This is a genomic window from Zavarzinia sp. CC-PAN008 (assembly GCF_051903925.1).
In the GTDB taxonomy this organism is placed as follows: Bacteria; Pseudomonadota; Alphaproteobacteria; order Zavarziniales; family Zavarziniaceae.
The window spans coordinates 1952553-1967947 of record NZ_CP173678.1 but is presented as its reverse complement, the minus strand read 5'-3'; the positions used below and the strand labels follow the sequence as shown (position 1 = coordinate 1967947).

At 66.4% G+C, this 15395-nt stretch carries 11 protein-coding genes, 1 tRNA gene and 2 pseudogenes; 4 read left to right on the top strand and 10 right to left on the bottom strand.

Annotated elements, in window-relative coordinates; all coding sequences use genetic code 11:
• Together ACI6GS_RS09175 and ACI6GS_RS09170 are read right to left on the bottom strand one after the other, a co-directional pair.
• Positions 1-3066, bottom strand: coding sequence for a BPTD_3080 family restriction endonuclease (locus tag ACI6GS_RS09175; protein ID WP_439817484.1), 3066 nt, complete (start codon positions 3064-3066; stop codon positions 1-3).
• A 541-nt stretch (positions 3067-3607) separates the two neighbouring features.
• Positions 3608-4819: pseudogene (locus tag ACI6GS_RS09170) on the bottom strand (IS3 family transposase).
• Positions 4820-4895: 76 nt separating this feature from the next.
• On the opposite strand from ACI6GS_RS09170, the gene ACI6GS_RS09165 reads away from it, so the two are divergent.
• Complete coding sequence (locus ACI6GS_RS09165; protein WP_439817483.1) at positions 4896-5024, top strand: hypothetical protein; 129 nt, start codon at positions 4896-4898, stop codon at positions 5022-5024.
• Positions 5025-6551: 1527 nt separating this feature from the next.
• A pseudogene (locus tag ACI6GS_RS09160) lies at positions 6552-6731 on the top strand (IS256 family transposase); the annotation flags it as partial.
• Positions 6732-6798: 67 nt separating this feature from the next.
• Here the strand turns inward: ACI6GS_RS09160 and tnpB are convergent.
• The 7 genes from tnpB to ACI6GS_RS09125 all read right to left on the bottom strand — a co-directional run bounded on the left by tnpB (position 6799) and on the right by ACI6GS_RS09125 (position 12620).
• Positions 6799-7038 carry an IS66 family insertion sequence element accessory protein TnpB gene (gene tnpB, locus ACI6GS_RS09155; RefSeq protein ID WP_439817949.1) on the bottom strand — a complete coding sequence of 80 codons (240 nt, stop codon included), beginning with the start codon at positions 7036-7038 and terminating at the stop codon, positions 6799-6801.
• 91 nt (positions 7039-7129) lie between these two features.
• Positions 7130-8335 carry a tyrosine-type recombinase/integrase gene (locus ACI6GS_RS09150; protein WP_439817482.1) on the bottom strand — a complete coding sequence of 402 codons (1206 nt, stop codon included), beginning with the start codon at positions 8333-8335 and terminating at the stop codon, positions 7130-7132.
• A 148-nt stretch (positions 8336-8483) separates the two neighbouring features.
• Positions 8484-8559, bottom strand: a tRNA-Glu gene (locus ACI6GS_RS09145).
• Between the two features lie 70 nt (positions 8560-8629).
• Entirely contained in the window at positions 8630-8938 is a 309-nt protein-coding gene (locus ACI6GS_RS09140) for a chorismate mutase (protein WP_439817481.1), read from the bottom strand.
• 4 nt (positions 8939-8942) lie between these two features.
• Complete coding sequence (gene recJ, locus ACI6GS_RS09135) at positions 8943-10646, bottom strand: single-stranded-DNA-specific exonuclease RecJ (protein ID WP_439817480.1); 1704 nt, start codon at positions 10644-10646, stop codon at positions 8943-8945.
• Positions 10647-10939: 293 nt separating this feature from the next.
• Entirely contained in the window at positions 10940-11632 is a 693-nt protein-coding gene (locus ACI6GS_RS09130) for a hypothetical protein (RefSeq protein ID WP_439817479.1), read from the bottom strand.
• A 145-nt stretch (positions 11633-11777) separates the two neighbouring features.
• The gene (locus ACI6GS_RS09125) at positions 11778-12620 is read right to left on the bottom strand and encodes a class I SAM-dependent methyltransferase (protein WP_439817478.1); all 843 of its coding nucleotides are present in this window, start codon (positions 12618-12620) and stop codon (positions 11778-11780) included.
• Between the two features lie 231 nt (positions 12621-12851).
• On the opposite strand from ACI6GS_RS09125, the gene ACI6GS_RS09120 reads away from it, so the two are divergent.
• A complete protein-coding gene (locus ACI6GS_RS09120; RefSeq protein WP_439817477.1) occupies positions 12852-14303 on the top strand; it encodes a hypothetical protein in 1452 nt (483 codons plus the stop codon).
• 16 nt (positions 14304-14319) lie between these two features.
• Here the strand turns inward: ACI6GS_RS09120 and ACI6GS_RS09115 are convergent, their stop codons facing one another.
• A complete protein-coding gene (locus tag ACI6GS_RS09115; protein ID WP_439817476.1) occupies positions 14320-15003 on the bottom strand; it encodes a CGNR zinc finger domain-containing protein in 684 nt (227 codons plus the stop codon).
• An 89-nt stretch (positions 15004-15092) separates the two neighbouring features.
• On the opposite strand from ACI6GS_RS09115, the gene ACI6GS_RS09110 reads away from it, so the two are divergent.
• Positions 15093-15377 (top strand): hypothetical protein, encoded by a 285-nt coding sequence (locus ACI6GS_RS09110; protein WP_439817475.1) that lies wholly within the window; start codon positions 15093-15095, stop codon positions 15375-15377.
• Positions 15378-15395 lie beyond the last annotated feature (18 nt).

Sequence of the window (15395 nt, the reverse complement as noted above, 5' to 3'; positions counted from 1 at the left end):
TTATCCGGTGACCAGGGTGGCGGGGCTCTCAGCGATGAGTTCGTCGATTAGCATTCCGAATGCCGCCTCGATCTCGTAGACGGCCGTGAACTCGGCGAAAGCCCAGCGGCCGAACTTCTGCAGGTTGTTGACGCCAGGCACCCAATAGGTTCGCATGGTGTTGGCCTTTTCCTTCGCGTCCTCACCCCGATACCCCTTGATCTCGACCACCAGGTTCAGGGGGTCGTCATGGCCGTCGTCGACATGGACGATGAAATCAGGCAGGTACTTCCGCTGGGTTGAGCCCATCAGGTACGGCACCTCGAACCCCAGGCCCTGGTTCTTCACATAGGCGCGCACGCGGGGATGCGCCTCGGCCACGCGGCAGAACTCCGCCTCCCAGTCGCTGTCGCAGACGACCCAGTTCACGTGGCACTTGTCGTGCGCTGTCTCCCACCGCGTCTCCTTCGATGTCGTGAAGTTGACGTAACGCGTGGAGCCTGTGGGGTTGTAGGGGTCGAGGATCGCCCTAACAGGCCTCTCGTTGATCAGCTTCTCATTGATCGCGGCGACGATCTTGTTGGCTGCCATATCGGCAATGGCCCGATACAGAACCTGCCCTTCCGTCGTGCCGCCCGTGCAGCGGAGATACCCGCCATCCAACCATTGCCGGGTGATCCGCTTAATCGGGCCGAACAGGTCGTTGCGCGGACCGCCATCGCCATCCCGGTATTTTGTCCGCAGGATGTGAACCGACAGCTCAAACAGAATCTTGTTGCGACGAACCTGATCCAGGTCCGATATCTTCAGGTCGATCCCTTCGCCGATGATCCCCTGGTTGCGAGTATTGGTCGGACCGACCAGGTCGGGATTGAGGTCCAGCGCATGGTCCTCACGGAAATCAGCCTCCAGCCTCATTGCCGGCAGCTCTACGCGGTATCCGGTCACTCTCGGAAAGCGAATTTCCAGGCGGTCACGATCAGGCCGGACGGCCTGAACCTGCACTGTCTCCCTCGGCTTCTGCGGCTTCGATACGACGGGACTCGCCGTGAAGTCGAAGGGGATGCCCAGAATGTCGGCATACTCGACATTGAACAGGCCATCGGCATTCTCGACATAGGACTGCCGCCGCAGGCCGCGACCGACCACCTGCTCGCACAGCAGCTGCGTCCCGAACGCCCGCACGCCCAGGATGTGGGTGACGGTATTGGCGTCCCACCCCTCCGTCAGCATGGACACGGACACGACGCAGCGGATCTGTTCGCCTAGCTTGCCCTTGCGCCCGACTGTGTTCATGACCTCGCGGAGCAGGGTCGCCTCGTCGATCTTCTGTCCGGCCTGGATGTCGCCGGTGCGCTCGACCATCTCGCGGCGGAATCGCTCGATCTCGTCCGCTGCAAGCTCGCGAAAATCCTTGTCCAGTGCCTCACCAGACTCCAGTTGCGCTGAGTCAATCAGGATCGTATTCGGTCGCGCCAGCCGGTTCCCGAACTCATCGTAGTTGTGGAGAAGGTCGAACCTGCTCAGAACCGTCTTGGTTGCACCATTCTCGTCGGTCTGCTCGAAACCAGAGATGTACTTGTATACAAGCTCCGACGTCGACGTGTTGTTGCACACGACGATGAAGACCGGAGGCACACCAATCCCCACTTCCTGCCATAGCGCAAAAGTCTTCGCGTAGTGTCCGTAGAGGGCGTCCAAGGCCGACTGGACGAGGAGGGGGAGGTTGCGTGGATCATTAGTCTGCCCGGAAGCGCGACCCTTCTTAGGGAAGCTTTGACCGCTCTTCTTGATTTCTTCCCACAGGTTCCTGAACTTCGGCGTGTCGCCGCCGGACACGTTGTCGGCGATCGGGATGCGCGGCAGCTTGACGATGCCGCATTCGATCGCATCCATCAGGGAGAAGTCGCTCATGGTCCAGGGGAACAGGGTCCCCTCGCGATAGCCGGAGCCGCGCAGGAAGAATGGCGTGGCCGATAGGTCAAAGACGACCTGGACGCCCAGCTTGCGCTTCACCGTTTCCAGGCCGGAGATCCACATGCGGGCGGCCTCGTTGTTGGCCTTGGCCTCGTCCTTGGCCTCACCCTTCAGGGCGTCATCGTCCTCCTCCCGGTCGCCGACACGCTCGCGGTAGCAGTGATGGGCCTCGTCATTCAGGACCACGATGTTCTTCATGCCCATCAGGTCGGGCATGACCCGCTGCAGCATCTGGCCCTCGTTCTCCAGCGTGTCGAGCTTCTGTCCCGTTCGACCCTCGACCAGTTGACGGTTGCCTTTGGATACCTCCATGCGCTCACGCCGCTTGAAGGCGTGATAGTTCGTGATGACGATCTTGGCGTGGTCGATCGCGTCGAGCATGTCGGGCGGCGCGATCTCGCGAGACCGGTAGTAGCTGTCGGGATCGTTGGGCAGCAGCACACGCAGGCGGTCCCGGATCGTGATGCCGGGCGCCACGATCAGGAAGCCGCGGGAGAAGGCCTTGGCTCCCGGATGGCGAGCGGCATTGATCGCCTGCCACGCAATGAGCATCGCCATGACGGTCGTTTTGCCAGCACCCGTCGCCAGTTTCAGCGCGATGCGGAACAGATCGGGATTGGCCTGGGCATTGGCGCCCTCGATATGGGCCCGGAACTTGGACGCCCGCGCGCCGAGCTTGGGTGCCACTTCAGCCAGCCAAATTGCGGTCTCGACCGCCTCGACCTGGCAGAAGAAGGGCCGGATGCCCTGGAACGCGGTGCTGCGCCAATGCTGGAGCAGGCGCGCCGTCTCCGGCGTCACCAGCCACTGGTCCGGGTTGGGCAGGGCGCGCCAGACGTCGATATAGGTGCGGATCTCGTTGATGATCGGGGTCGGGTTGTACTCCTGCTCCGCCGTGGAAAGGTCGTCCGCGTGCCCCAGGACGAACTGGGTCTGGCCCTTGGCCTTCTTCTGCTTCTTCGGCTTCGGGACCGGCGTGATCAGGTCCGAGCGGCGCCGGCTCTCGACGATCCGGTTGGTCGGCTGCCCGTCCGCATTCAGTTCCCAATGCCGACCTGGATAGGCATAGGGCGAATTCAGGATCGGCTTCTCAAAGAAGCTCTCGCTCATGATTTCGCACCCCCTCTGCCCACCTCGAGATGCCGCTAGGCTTCGCGACTCATTCGAAGGATCAGACTATAGCTACGACCCAAGCGAGAGAACGAAAAGGCGATGCACGTTTGGTCGCCCATATCGGGTTTTCAGGGTGACTGGTCAGCTAAAGGGCCCGGAAGGTCAATAGGATGCGGAGGTGTCAAAGTGACATCGCACTTTACCTCAGCCCAGCCATCAGCACTTGGCACGCGCCTCAAGAGCTGCGAGCCGTTGAGCCCGCCCCAATCGCGCTTTGGCCGCTTTCGCGCTGAGGAGACGAGACGCGCTCGTTGCGGTAATCCAAGTGGAAACCAACCGAGTTGTGACGTCCGCGTCTCCGAGGGTCAGACGACCCTCCGCTACCGCAGCCACAACCATCGCAACGATCTGCGGCACATCATCGGCACTGCGAATCATTGGGAGGCCCGGCAACCGAACTACTTGATCAGCAATCTGGGCCAAAGCCTGACGCGAACGGACGATCGCAAGGGCGCCAGGTTGACGTGACCCCCGTTTCTCATCCGGTTGGAGCAAGAGTCCCGCGTTGATCTGATCCGTTGTTGGTGGGTGTTTCAAGAGGCCGGGGCGCGGAGCCCTGGCGCAGCGCAGCGCCCCGGCCGGCGGTTGAGGTGAAGGCCGCGGCATAGGCCTGTGGCGTCAGCCAGCCCAGGCGGGAGTGCGGCCGCTGCTCGTTGTAGTCCCTGCGCCAGGCCTCGAGCACGGCACGCGCATGCGGCAGGGCGTGGAACAGGGTCTCGTTGAGCAACTCGTCCCGTAGCCGCCCGTTGAAGCTTTCCACGAAGCCGTTCTGCTGGGGCCCTTACCCTGAGCCTGTCGAAGGGTTCCGGCGCGATGTAGTGCCAGGCAACACCGGCGCGATCGGCCCAGGCCAGGATGGCGTTCGAGATCAGCTCGGTCCCGTTGTCGCTGACGATCGCCAGTGGCCGGCCATGGCGCTGGACCAGGGCATCGAGTTCCCGGGCAACGCGTCGGCCCGAGATCGAGGTGTCGGCGACCAGCGCCAGGCATTGCCGTGTGCAGTCGTCGACGACCACGAGGATGCGGAAGCGCCGGCCGTCGGTCAGCTGGTCGGAGACGAAGTCGAGGCTCCAGCGCTGGTTCGGAGCCGAAGCCGGCTCGATCGGCCGTCTGGTGCCCAGGGCCCGCTTGCGGCCACCGCGCCTGCGCACCATCAGCTTCTCCTCGACGTAGAGGCGCTGGACCCGCTTGCGGTTGACGGCATGGCCTTCCCGCCGCAGCAGGACGTGCAGGCGGCGATAGCCGAACCGTCGTCGTTCCTGGGCCAGATCCTTCAGCCGCTGGCGCAGGGCGCCATCGTCCGGGCGGCTGGCCTGGTAGCGGACGCTGGCCCGGTCGGCACCGATCACCTGGCAGGCCCGTCGCTCGCTCATCGCGAACGCCTGGCGCAGGTGCGCCACGGCATCCCGGCGAGCGGCGGGCCTCACCACTTTTTTCCCAGCAGGTCCTTCAGCGCGGCGTTGTCCAGCATGGCGTCCGCCAGCATCCGCTTCAGCCTGGCGTTCTCGTCCTCGAGGCCCTTCAGCCGGCGCGCCTCGGACACGTCCAGCCCGCCGAACTTGGCCTTCCACTTGTTGAATGTCGCCGAGCTGACCCCATGTCGCCGGCAGACCTCCGCCGTCGCCACACCGGCCTCCTGCTCCCGCAGGACCGCAATGATCTGCTCTTCCGTGAACCGTGACTTCTTCATCCGTCCGTCCCCTCGTTGGGCCGGACTCTAGCTTCACCTGGCGGAGATCAAGGGGGTCACGTCAGACGATCGGGTGGTGCACCGCGTCGATCTCACCGGCCTGTCAGCCGTGGAAGTCGATCGGCAGGCCCTGCGCCTCAAGGCGCAGATCAACGAGGAGGAGTTCTACACCCAGCATGTCGTCCCGCTGGCGTTCGAAGACTAGGACTGCCGGTGCGCGCCGAGGACATCAAGGCCGCTCGCCTTCGCCTAGGCTGGGACATCTTCGACCTGGCGAAGCGGTGCGGCCTGCCGGCTTCGACCATCCGGCGCGCAGAGGCTGCCTATCCCGTGAAGCGGTGGCGGCGCACGAGCGGCACGCGATCGCCAGCACATTGGAAGCGGCGTCGGGGGAGCCAGCCGGCTGACGATCCATGAAGACAGGTCGAAACAGCACTACTGCATCCCCTGCGCCCGCAGCTTCCTGCTCAAGGATGTCGAACCGGCGCAAGCGATGCTCGCGCAAGCCGATATTGCTTCTGGCTCTCAAGCAGGGTGCCTGCGCAAAGCTCGCTCACACAAAGGGGGGGGCGTTCGCACTGATTTTGAGAGAGCGCGTGCGGACGACGATTTTCGTGAGCTCAAGCTATCTGCGCCCAATATACATGTATGCGCGCATCGGCCTCACGCCAATAGTATGACACGCACTGGCGGAGATTGCTGCAGCTTCGGGAAATGGATGGACCTGGGATTTCTCAGCCGTCGCTGACTATCTCATCATTGGCCAAACCATGGGCAGCCGGACCCTTCATTCCCAAATTCGAAGGGTTCCAGTGGGTACCTTGATTCGAGTCGATCACGAGTCGGGAACGTCTGAAACTGTTACTCCTGTAGCTGCCTCTTGCGCCTCAGCAACCTACGATAGAGCCATTGAAGCGCTTGTGGAGGTGGTCGCGGATACTGCAGACTTGGTCTCGATTTCGGGCGGACTGGATTCTCGGCTCCTACTAGCGTGCATGTTGGCGAGATGTCGGCGACCACGCTTGATCGTTTCAGGAATTCCGGGGTGTTTTGATAGGCAAGCAGCCGAATGGATTTCCTAAGAATTCAGACTTCCACTTCAACATGTGATAATTTACGCAGATGCCCTGAAAGTAACTGTACAATCCGCTGAATCTCATCGAATGGAATGCTTCCACTAACGCACTGGGCAGGCCTTGCGCTTCTCGGCTTTGCTTCTTCGCCCAGCGCTGTTTTGGGTATTAACGGTGAGAGCGTACGCGAATAATATTCAGTACCTTGTGCAACAATTGGAAAGGGTGCGCAAACTGCGGCTACTCTTGAAAAACAATCAATATGCCTTGATCTAAAAGAAAAGGCGTTGTTCGCTCCGGATCTGGAGGTCGCCATCTCTGGGGTATCAAAAAGGGATCGATGCGCTTTTGCCAGACGGACAGGTCAGCAGTGCGCTTCGACGTTTTTTCATTGAACAGTATGCGCGCCATTAGTCGGGGGCTGACACGGCCGCTGTCGCGGGGACTTTTGGAATGGAGCTTCAAACTCCCTTCTCCGAAACAAGATGGCAAATTGCTAACGAGGCCCTGCCTACTGAGTGGCACACGAACAATCAATTTCATCTCAGCGCAGTTAGAGACCTTTTCCCGTCGCTTTGCGGTGGTCATCGCGGTGATGATCGGTGAGGTTGGGTTGCCAGACCTGGAACCCTTGGACGTTGGATCGACCACGATGACCGATGACAGGATCCGGCCCTCGCGAGATGCTGGAAAAGGGCTCCGACACGCCTTTCCCGCGCGAGATGATCGGCTTTGCAGCCCAGCGCCTGATTGAGCTGGAGACGGAAGCGCCGCCCGGGGCCGAATACGGTGCCTGCAGCCCCGAGCGCCTGAACCAGCGCAACGGCTACCGCGAGCGGGCTGTTCCGCGGCCACGGTCCGACGCCAGTCGATGCCCTCGACGAGCAGTGCCAAATAGCGCCAGCGTCAGCACCAGGCGGCCTGCCACAATCGGGGCCAGACAGACTTGCCGGCCTGCCGCCGCTTGGCGAATAGGCACAGGCCCGAGCCATCCCAAGCCGGAATCTTCAACCGTTGGCCGCTCTTGCCGCGAAAGATTAAAGGCTGCCAGAGTAGGGATCGTCCTTCAGCACGGCCGCAACTTACGAGGCTAGGGCGCTCATGACCTTCGCATGTCGACGGGTTTGATGAAGGATAATTAAGCATCAAGCTCAGAGGTATAGGCTACGCTGGTGACTGGCGCGATTCGGGTGCTTGGGTGCCGATCTCAGTGCGCAGTCTTGACGTCTAAATGGACTTACCGAGCGCGCTCTACGAACGCGCTCCAAGTGTTCATGAGTTGCCGCCGCTTTTCAAATAGATCGCCGCGCTGATAGGCGGCAATGACCGCATCACGCGGGGCATGGTCCAAGGCTGCCTCCATTACGCCTGTCGCAAAGCTGGTCTGTTCTTCGGCCCAGGTGCGGAAGGTGGCCCGCGCTGTGCCATGGGGGGTTGCCGCGACGTCCATGCGACGCAGGACCGCTTCCATCGTCATGTTGCTCAGCGGCTTGTTGGGACGCTGACCAGGGAAGACGAACTGGTTGAGCTGGACGGCCTTGAGCTTGCGGAGCAGGGTGACCGCTGGCTCGCTCAAGGGGACGCGCAGTTCAAGCTTCTGGTTCTTGATGCCCTTCCGGCGTTCGGCCGGAATGGTCCAGGTGCCGGCATCGAGGTCGATCTCCGACCAGACGGCGCCAAGCACCTCGGCGGTTCGCGTTGCCGTCAAGATCGCGAGTTGAAGGGCCAGTGCACCCATGCCGCCTTGGGTCTTCAGCCGCACCCAGAATGCCGGCATGTCGGCATGGGGAACGGCGGCGAAGTGCTTGACCGTCGTGATGCGGTTGGGGGCTGCCAACATGTGGGAGAGGTGGCCGCGCCACCGGGCTGGGTTCTCGCCCTCTCGGCTGCCGGCGACCTTCGCGGCGTCGAGGATCATCTCGATTCGCTGGCGCACCTTCTGGGCGGTCACCGTCTTCGTCGTCCAGATCGGCTTCAGCGCCTCAAGAACATGCGCGGTACCCACCTCGGTGATGGGTACGGTGCCGAATGATGGGTAGACGTGGAGCCGGAGTGACGCCTCCCAGTGGGTGACCGTGCGCTTGTTCCATTGCGGCGTCTTGGCCTCAACATAGGCCTCCGCGACCGCCTGGAACGTCAGAACCATCTTTGGCGGGGCTGCCTCAACCGCGGCCACCGTCTGCCTTGCGTCGATCGGGTCCTGACCCTCGGCGACGAGGCGGCGAGCGTTCTGCGCCTTCGCCCGGGCCTCTGCCAAGCTGTAGACCGAGCAGGAGCCAAGGCCCATGTCGCGGCGCCGGCCGTTAAGCTGGAAGCGATAGATCCAGCTTTTGGAGCCGCTCTTCGTCACCTGGACATAGAGCCCGCCACCATCGGCATAGAATCCGGGAATCGAGAGCGCCTGAACCTGCCGGACGGTCAGCGCCTTTGCCTGCTTCGCCATCGCACGCCACCCATCAACCCAACGCCGCACCCATCATCGAATGATGGATGGCGGCGGTCAGCGGCGGACGGCCGCGGGGACCAGGAACAGCATTTTGGCTGTTTTCCTGGGCTATCCGGTCCACGGTGGACGCTAGCGGAGATGGTGATGGCGACCCCTACGGGATTCGAACCCGTGTTGCCGCCGTGAAAGGGCGGCGTCCTAGGCCTCTAGACGAAGGGGTCAGGCGCGGAGGCATGAGGTAGACGAGCGCAGCGCCAAGGTCAAGCGCCTGGCGCTGCGCCGCAACGCCGCTCAGTCCGCGCGGTGCTGATCGAAGGCCGCTTCCTCGTGCGCGATGAAGGCCTCCATCATCGCGCGGTAGATCCGCTCCAGCAGCGCGGGATCGGCCTCGTTGGCCTGGGCCGCGGCGCGGACCTTGGCGATCACGTCGGCGATGCGGGCCTCGTCCCGGACGACCGCGCGGGATGGCTTGATGCGGGCCGCTGCCTCGATACAGGCCTGGCGGCGCGCGAGCAGCGGCACGATCAGGCTGTCCAGGCGGTCAACCTCGGCCCGCACCTGGGCCATCGTCGTGTACTGGGTGGGATGGGTCGGGTCCATGGGCCTATACACCGCTTGCAAAGGCTGCGTCCTCGAGCGAGATGGCGAGCCGCTCGGCCCCGCGCCAGGTGTCGACGCGCAGCGTGCCGACCACATGCAGCACCGCCCCGACGCCGCCCTCGAGTGCGGCACCCAGCGGCGTGCCGCGGCTGCGGAAGGCCATTGCTTCCAGCCGGGTGCCGCAGCCGCCCTCGAAGCGGCAGCGCAGGTGCTTCTCGGCCACCGGCAGGGCCGCCGTCAGCCGCAGGGCGGGCAGGGCGAAGCGCGGCTCCGGATGACCGGCGCCCCACGGCCCGGCGCGGCCGAGGTCGGCGGCGAAGTCGAGCGTCGCCCCACGCGCGCTGAGCACCGAATCGATGGCCAAGGCCCGTTCGTCGGCCGCGCGGGCCAGGGCGGGGGCCAGGCGCTCGCCCAGGAACGCGCCAAAGTCGTCGACCCGGTCGGCCGCCAGGGTCACGCCAGCCGCCATCGCATGGCCGCCGCCTTCCTGCACGAGACCCAGCCCCCGCGCGGCGATCACGGCAGCGCCCAGGTCGACGCCAGCAAGCGAGCGGCCGGAGCCGCGCGCCAGGTCGCCGTCAAGGCCGAGGCAGAAGGCGGGCCGACCGAAGCGTTCCTTGAGCCGGCCGGCCACGATGCCGACCACGCCCGGATGCCAGCCCTGCCCCGCGGCGACGATCACCGGCGGCGGGGCGTCGCCATGGGCCGCCAGGAGCTGGGCCAGTGCCGCCTGCTCCACCTGCTGCTCGATCGCCTGGCGTTCGCGGTTGAGCCGGTCGAGTTCCAGGGCCAGAGCTGCCGCCTCCACCCTGTCCTCGGTCAACAGCAGGCGCGCGCCAAGGTCGGCGCGGCCGACGCGCCCCCCGGCATTGACCCGGGGCCCCAGCACATAGCCCAGCGTATAGCCGGAGGCCGCGCCCTCCACGCGGGCGACCTGGAGCAGTGCGTCGATGCCGGCATTGCTGCGCGTCGCAATGACCTTCAGGCCCTGCGCCACCAGCGCCCGGTTGAGGCCGACCAGCGGCACGACATCGGCGACGGTGCCCAGCGCCACCAAATCCAGCAGGCGCATCAGGTCCGGCTCGGCCCGGCCCATGGCGTACCAGCCAGCCCGGCGCAGCGCGCGGTTGCAGGCGATCGCCACCAGGAAAGCCACGCCCACCGCCGCCAGTTCGCGGCCACGACCGCCTTCGTCCAGCCGGTTGGGATTGACCACGAGGGCCGGCGGAAGGTCGGGGGCGGCCTGGTGGTGATCGACCACCAGCAGGTCGAGACCGGCCTCACGACCCGCCTGCAACGCGGCATGGGCCAGGGTGCCGCAGTCGACGGTGACGACCAGCCGCACGCCCTCACCCGCCAGGCGGCGCAGGGCGGCTGCATTGGGGCCGTAGCCTTCGGCCAGGCGATCCGGGACATAGAGGCGGGCATCGTGGCCGACGCTGCGCAGGAAGCGGATCAGCAGCGCCGCCGAGGTGGCGCCGTCGACGTCGTAGTCGCCGAACACGGCGACGGGCTCACCCGCCCGCACGGCATAGGCCAGTCGATCGGCCAGGGCATCCATGTCGCGGAAGATCGAGGGATCGGGCAGGTGCTCGCGCAGCGTCGGCTTCAGGAAGCCGGGCACGTCCTCGAGCGTGACGCCGCGGCCCGCCAGGATGCGGGCCAGCGGCTCGGCCACGCCATGGGCCTGGGCGATCGCCAGGGCCATGGGTCCCTCCGGCGCGCGGCGGCGCCAGGCACGGCCCGACAGCGAACGCGCAACACCCAGGAACGGCTCGGCGGCGCTGCCGGAGGCTGGCACCGGGAGCGGGGCGGACGGGGCAGGCGCGAGCGACGCAACGACCGAATCAAGAGGCATCGCGGCAGTCTAGCAGCCGCGCCGCGGTCCCATGACCCGCCGCCGCCTGGAATCGGCACGCGGCGAACAGGTGATGGAACCTATCATGAACAAACGACCCGTCGGGTGTCAACGCCGGCAGGGCGCGTGCCGCGCGCACCGGGTCAGAACAGCAGGAGGCCGATGAACACGGCCACCGCCAGCAGGGCGACACCCACCAGGAACATGGGGGACAGACCGCTGTCAGAACTGCCGCCCCCGCTCGCGCGGCGGGCCAGGGGCCGCTCCGCGATCGGTGCCGGCTCGAACACGTCCTCGTCCTCAACCGCCGCACGGGCGGCCGCGGCACGCCCGAAGGTTGGCCTCGCCTCTGCCGCTGGGGCCCCGGCGTCGTCATCGTCGCGCGGAGCCGCGGGCCGCGCGATCACGGTCCCGTCCTCGTCCAGCAATTCGGGCGGATGGACCGGCGGCGCGGCGGCGCCGGGGCGAACCCGGGCCACCATCGTGGCATCGCCGGCCGTGTCGGGGATGTCGAGGGCGCGCAGCACCGCCTCGACAGAGAGCGCGTCGTCGGTCTCGAACTCGATATTGCCGGACGCCCCCTTGCCATCGTGGATCGCGATGATGTGGCGCCCATGGCGGCCGGCACGGCGGTCGGCGCCGGTGATGCGGGCGCGCGGGATGGCGTGCTTGATGGTCATGCCGCGCTTCGACCAGCGATAGAACACGGCGCGCTGGTTGGTCACGATCAGGGCGCCGGCCTCGTCATGATCGAGCGAGGAGCCGTCGCACCAGGTCAGGACATCCTCGCCCCGGGCCTGCTCGGTCGTCTTGAACCGGGCGACGTGTTCCGACATCGCGTGCTCTCCCCCTCCGCGCCGTCACCTCCGGCACGCCTGCGCAATCCTAGCATCGCCAGGTGCCGTGGTTTGTGCCCAGCGCGTGGGGACCGCGTCAATTCCCGATTGATGCGCCTGCGTCACACGCGCGGGCGGCTGCGGTTCAGGCGGGATTGGTGGCGCGGACCAGCCAGCACGCCTGGCCCAGGGGAATCGTATCGCCGGAAGCGCGCTTCTGCAGGTCGGCGCGCACGGCCGCCAGGGCAGCCTCGCGGGCGGCGGGCCCGGCATCGGCCAGAAGGCGCGACAGCGGCCCGATCTCGGTCACCATGTGCATGGCCTGCTCCAGGCCCCGGCCCAGCCCCAGGTCGACCACCGCCTCGACCGGATCGAGCGTCACGTCGGCAAAGCCCGCTCCGCCCAGGATGCGCCGCACGCGGTCGGGATCGGCGAAGGAGAACGGCCCCGGATCCTCTGGCCCCGGGGGCGTCGGCGCGGTCAGGTGGGGAACCGCCGCGATGAACGGGGCAAAGGCCCAGTCGTTCTGCTTGAACGGCCGCCAGACCAGCAGACGCAGGCGCCCCCCCGGCTTCAGCGCCGCACGGATGTTGCGGAAGGCCCGCGTGGGGTCGGTGAAGAACATGACGCCAAAGCGCGAGAAGGCGAGGTCGGCCTTCGCCTCCGGCACGCCGGCCTCGATATCGGCGAGGGAGAAATCGACCCCGTCGCGCATGCAACGGCGCTTCTGCGCCAGGGCCAGCATGGGCTGCGACACGTCCAGGCCGTGGACGCGGCCACCGGGGCCGACGGCGTCGGCCAGGGCGAGCGTCGTGGTGCCGCAGCCGCAGCCCAGGTCGATCACCGTTTCTCCCGGCCGGGGGTCGGCGGCGGCCAGGGCCTGCACGGTCAGGGCGTGCAGCATCTGGTCCAGGTCCTGCTGCGACGCCACCCACTTCTGCCCGGCCTCGCCGTTCCAATAGGCCCGCTGGTCGATCTGGTCGGTCATGCTGTGCTGATCCTGGGTTTCGCCGGTTCTTGAGCGCCGTCATCCGCAGCATAGCGACCGCCGGTCCCCGCGTCACGGCAGCCGCCGCGATGTACAGGCCAGCACGCTGAAATAGTATTACAACCCGAACATTTTTCATTATATCAGTAACGTTCAAGTCGAAACTATATTTCTAGTTAATATCCTGCCGCATTGGATCGAAAATTAATCGGTTGATGACATCTGGCTGCAATGGTCGATGCCATGTCGTTCATTCCGTCATTGAAGCGGTGGCTGGGCGGTCGGGATTCCGGCCCAGCCGACACGCAGGCCGGACCGGCCGGCTCCGCCCCTGGCGGTGGCCCAACGCCCGATGCCGACCTGCTGGCGCAGCAGTTGCGAACCCTGTTCCGTCAGCGCCAGAGCCTGGTGGCCGGCGCCGTTCACCTGATCGGGCTGGCCTCGCTGCGGGCGCGGACGGGCGACCGGTGGCCCAAGGTTGCCGACCGCGTGCACCTGCTGGTGCAGCAGGCGCTGCAACGCCACCTGGGGCCGCAGGACGTCTTCTTCCGCTATGGCGACGAGACCTATGTCGTCGCCTTCGCCTCCCTGGCCAAGGAACCGGCCCAGTTGCTGTGCGCCAAGGTGGTGAGCGAGTTGCAACGCGCCTTGTTCGGGGAGGCGGACATGGCGTCGATACAGATCACGAGCGCCGTCGTCGAGGAGAACGGCCAGATCGGTTTCGAGGACGTGCAGATGGTCGACCTGCTCAATGCGGCGGTGCGCAGCGCGACCGGGACCGAGGCGGCACCCCGCGCGGGTCCTGCCCCGCCGCCAGAGCCCGCCGCGCCGCAATTGCCGATCCCGGGACTGGCCGCGCCTGAGACGCCGCCACCGCCGGCCGGTCCCTCCCGCTTTGCCGAGCGGGAGGTGACATGGGCGAGCATCGTGCCCGAGGGCGAGCCCGAGTTCCGCTTCCGCCCGGTCCTCGACCTGGGCCGCGGCCTGATGTCGGCCTGGATCGTCCAGCCCGAACGGCGGCTGTCGCATGGGCTGATCCAGCACGACTATGACGTCCTGGCCGACCCGCTCGACGCGAACGAGATCGGTGACCTGGACTGCGGCTCGCTGATCGCGGGTGTCACGGCGCTGGACGATGCCTTCCGCCGCCATGCCCCGGTGGGCATCACCGTGCCCGTGCATTTCGAAACGCTGGCCAGCGTCGCGCGCCGCCGGCGCTATGTCGACATTGCCCGGCGCATTCCCAGCCATCTGCAGAAGGGGCTGATGTTCTGCCTTACCAACCTGCCGGAGGGCGTGCCCTATGTCCGCCTGGCAGAGATCACGGTCGTGCTGCGGCCCTTTGCCCGGTCGATCCTGGCCGTCACAGGCTGGCGCCGGACCGACATCGCGATCTTTGCCCAGGCTGGCATTCCCATCGTGGGCGCAACAGCCGAGCCGCAGCGGGCGGATGACGACATCCTGGACGACGTGCGCCGTTTGACTGCCATGGTGGACCGGATCGGCGGCCAGGCGTTCATCGACGGCGTCACCTCCTGGCGCCTGCTGGCAGCCCTGTGCGACACTCCCGTGCGCTTCGTCATGGGCAGCCGCCTTGGCCCCAGTGTCGCCCAGCCAGAGCGCGTGCGCCGGCTGGGACGGCAGGACATCGCCGCCGCCGCGGGCACCTCCATCATCGCCTGAGCCAGCGGGCGGGCGCTCAACCCCCGGGAGCGGGATCCGCGCCGCGGCGGCGCGTGTAGTGGCGATGCGCCTTGGCCCGGTTGCCGCAGGTGGCCATGTCGCACCAGCGGCGGCGATGGTTCTTCGTCGTGTCCAGGAAGACCCAACTGCACGACTGCCCGGCACATTGCCGGGTCAGCGCGCGCGCCTGGGCGTCCGTCAGGATATCCAGCGCGGACAGCGCAACCGGCCACAGCGGCCGGGCCAGCAGGACGCCAGGCGCCAGGGCCGCGCCGCCTCCCGGCGCCTGGTCCGGCGCCGGCCAGGCCCAGGCGATGCCATGCTCATGGGCGACCAGGTGCTGGTGCGCGCGCGCGGCCTGGGCGTGGCGTTCAAGCAGGGCCAGGTCCGCACCGGCAGGTGCCGCGGCGCCGGCAAACAGGTGCAGCAGGGCCAGGCGCAGCGCCCGCGCCTCGTCCAGCACCGCCGCAGCGGCTGCCGGATGTGCTGCGGCCAGCCCGTCCAGCGCCTGCCGCGCATCCGGGTCCAGGCCTCCGGCCGCCACCGCCCACCGGATCAGCGCACCGTAGGACACGAGGCGATCCTCCGGATCCGCACCGGACGGACGGTCGTTGAACGTGTTGGCGAAATCCAGCGCCAGGGCACCGCCAACGAACTGGTCCTCGCCCCACGCCGTGCGCAGCGCCTCCCGTGTGTCCATTGAACCCTCAAAACGTCATTGACAGGTTATACCTGAGGAGACAGATTATAACCATCAAAGAGATTATAAACCGTCAATGAGGTGATGTCATGACCGACCGAATGAACGCGACGCACGCTGCCGGCGCCCACGGCTTTCTTGCCTCATGGCCGTCGCTGCTGGGCGCGGCCCTGGCCTGGCCGGTCCATCTGGCCGGGGGCTGGCGCGGTACCGCCAGCCTGCGGCGCGACATCCGCGACCTGGAGGCCCTGGACGACGCAGTGCTGCGCGACATTGGCGTGAAGCGTCGGGACATTCGCCGGATCGTCGCCGAGCGCCATGCCAGCAGCGGCGGCGCGCGCGTCGCCGGCATCGACTGGTGGCGCAACCTGTAGACGGCGCCGGCCGGCACG

Coding starts and splice junctions, on each gene's coding strand:
- ACI6GS_RS09175 (WP_439817484.1), bottom strand. CDS start 3,066: ATGAGCGAGAGCTTCTTTGAGAAGCCGATCCTGAATTCGCCCTATGCC.
- tnpB (WP_439817949.1), bottom strand. CDS start 7,038: ATGCTTAATTATCCTTCATCAAACCCGTCGACATGCGAAGGTCATGAG.
- ACI6GS_RS09150 (WP_439817482.1), bottom strand. CDS start 8,335: ATGGCGAAGCAGGCAAAGGCGCTGACCGTCCGGCAGGTTCAGGCGCTC.
- ACI6GS_RS09140 (WP_439817481.1), bottom strand. CDS start 8,938: ATGGACCCGACCCATCCCACCCAGTACACGACGATGGCCCAGGTGCGG.
- recJ (WP_439817480.1), bottom strand. CDS start 10,646: ATGGCCCTGGCGATCGCCCAGGCCCATGGCGTGGCCGAGCCGCTGGCC.
- ACI6GS_RS09130 (WP_439817479.1), bottom strand. CDS start 11,632: ATGTCGGAACACGTCGCCCGGTTCAAGACGACCGAGCAGGCCCGGGGC.
- ACI6GS_RS09125 (WP_439817478.1), bottom strand. CDS start 12,620: ATGACCGACCAGATCGACCAGCGGGCCTATTGGAACGGCGAGGCCGGG.
- ACI6GS_RS09120 (WP_439817477.1), top strand. CDS start 12,852: ATGGTCGATGCCATGTCGTTCATTCCGTCATTGAAGCGGTGGCTGGGC.
- ACI6GS_RS09115 (WP_439817476.1), bottom strand. CDS start 15,003: ATGGACACACGGGAGGCGCTGCGCACGGCGTGGGGCGAGGACCAGTTC.
- ACI6GS_RS09110 (WP_439817475.1), top strand. CDS start 15,093: ATGACCGACCGAATGAACGCGACGCACGCTGCCGGCGCCCACGGCTTT.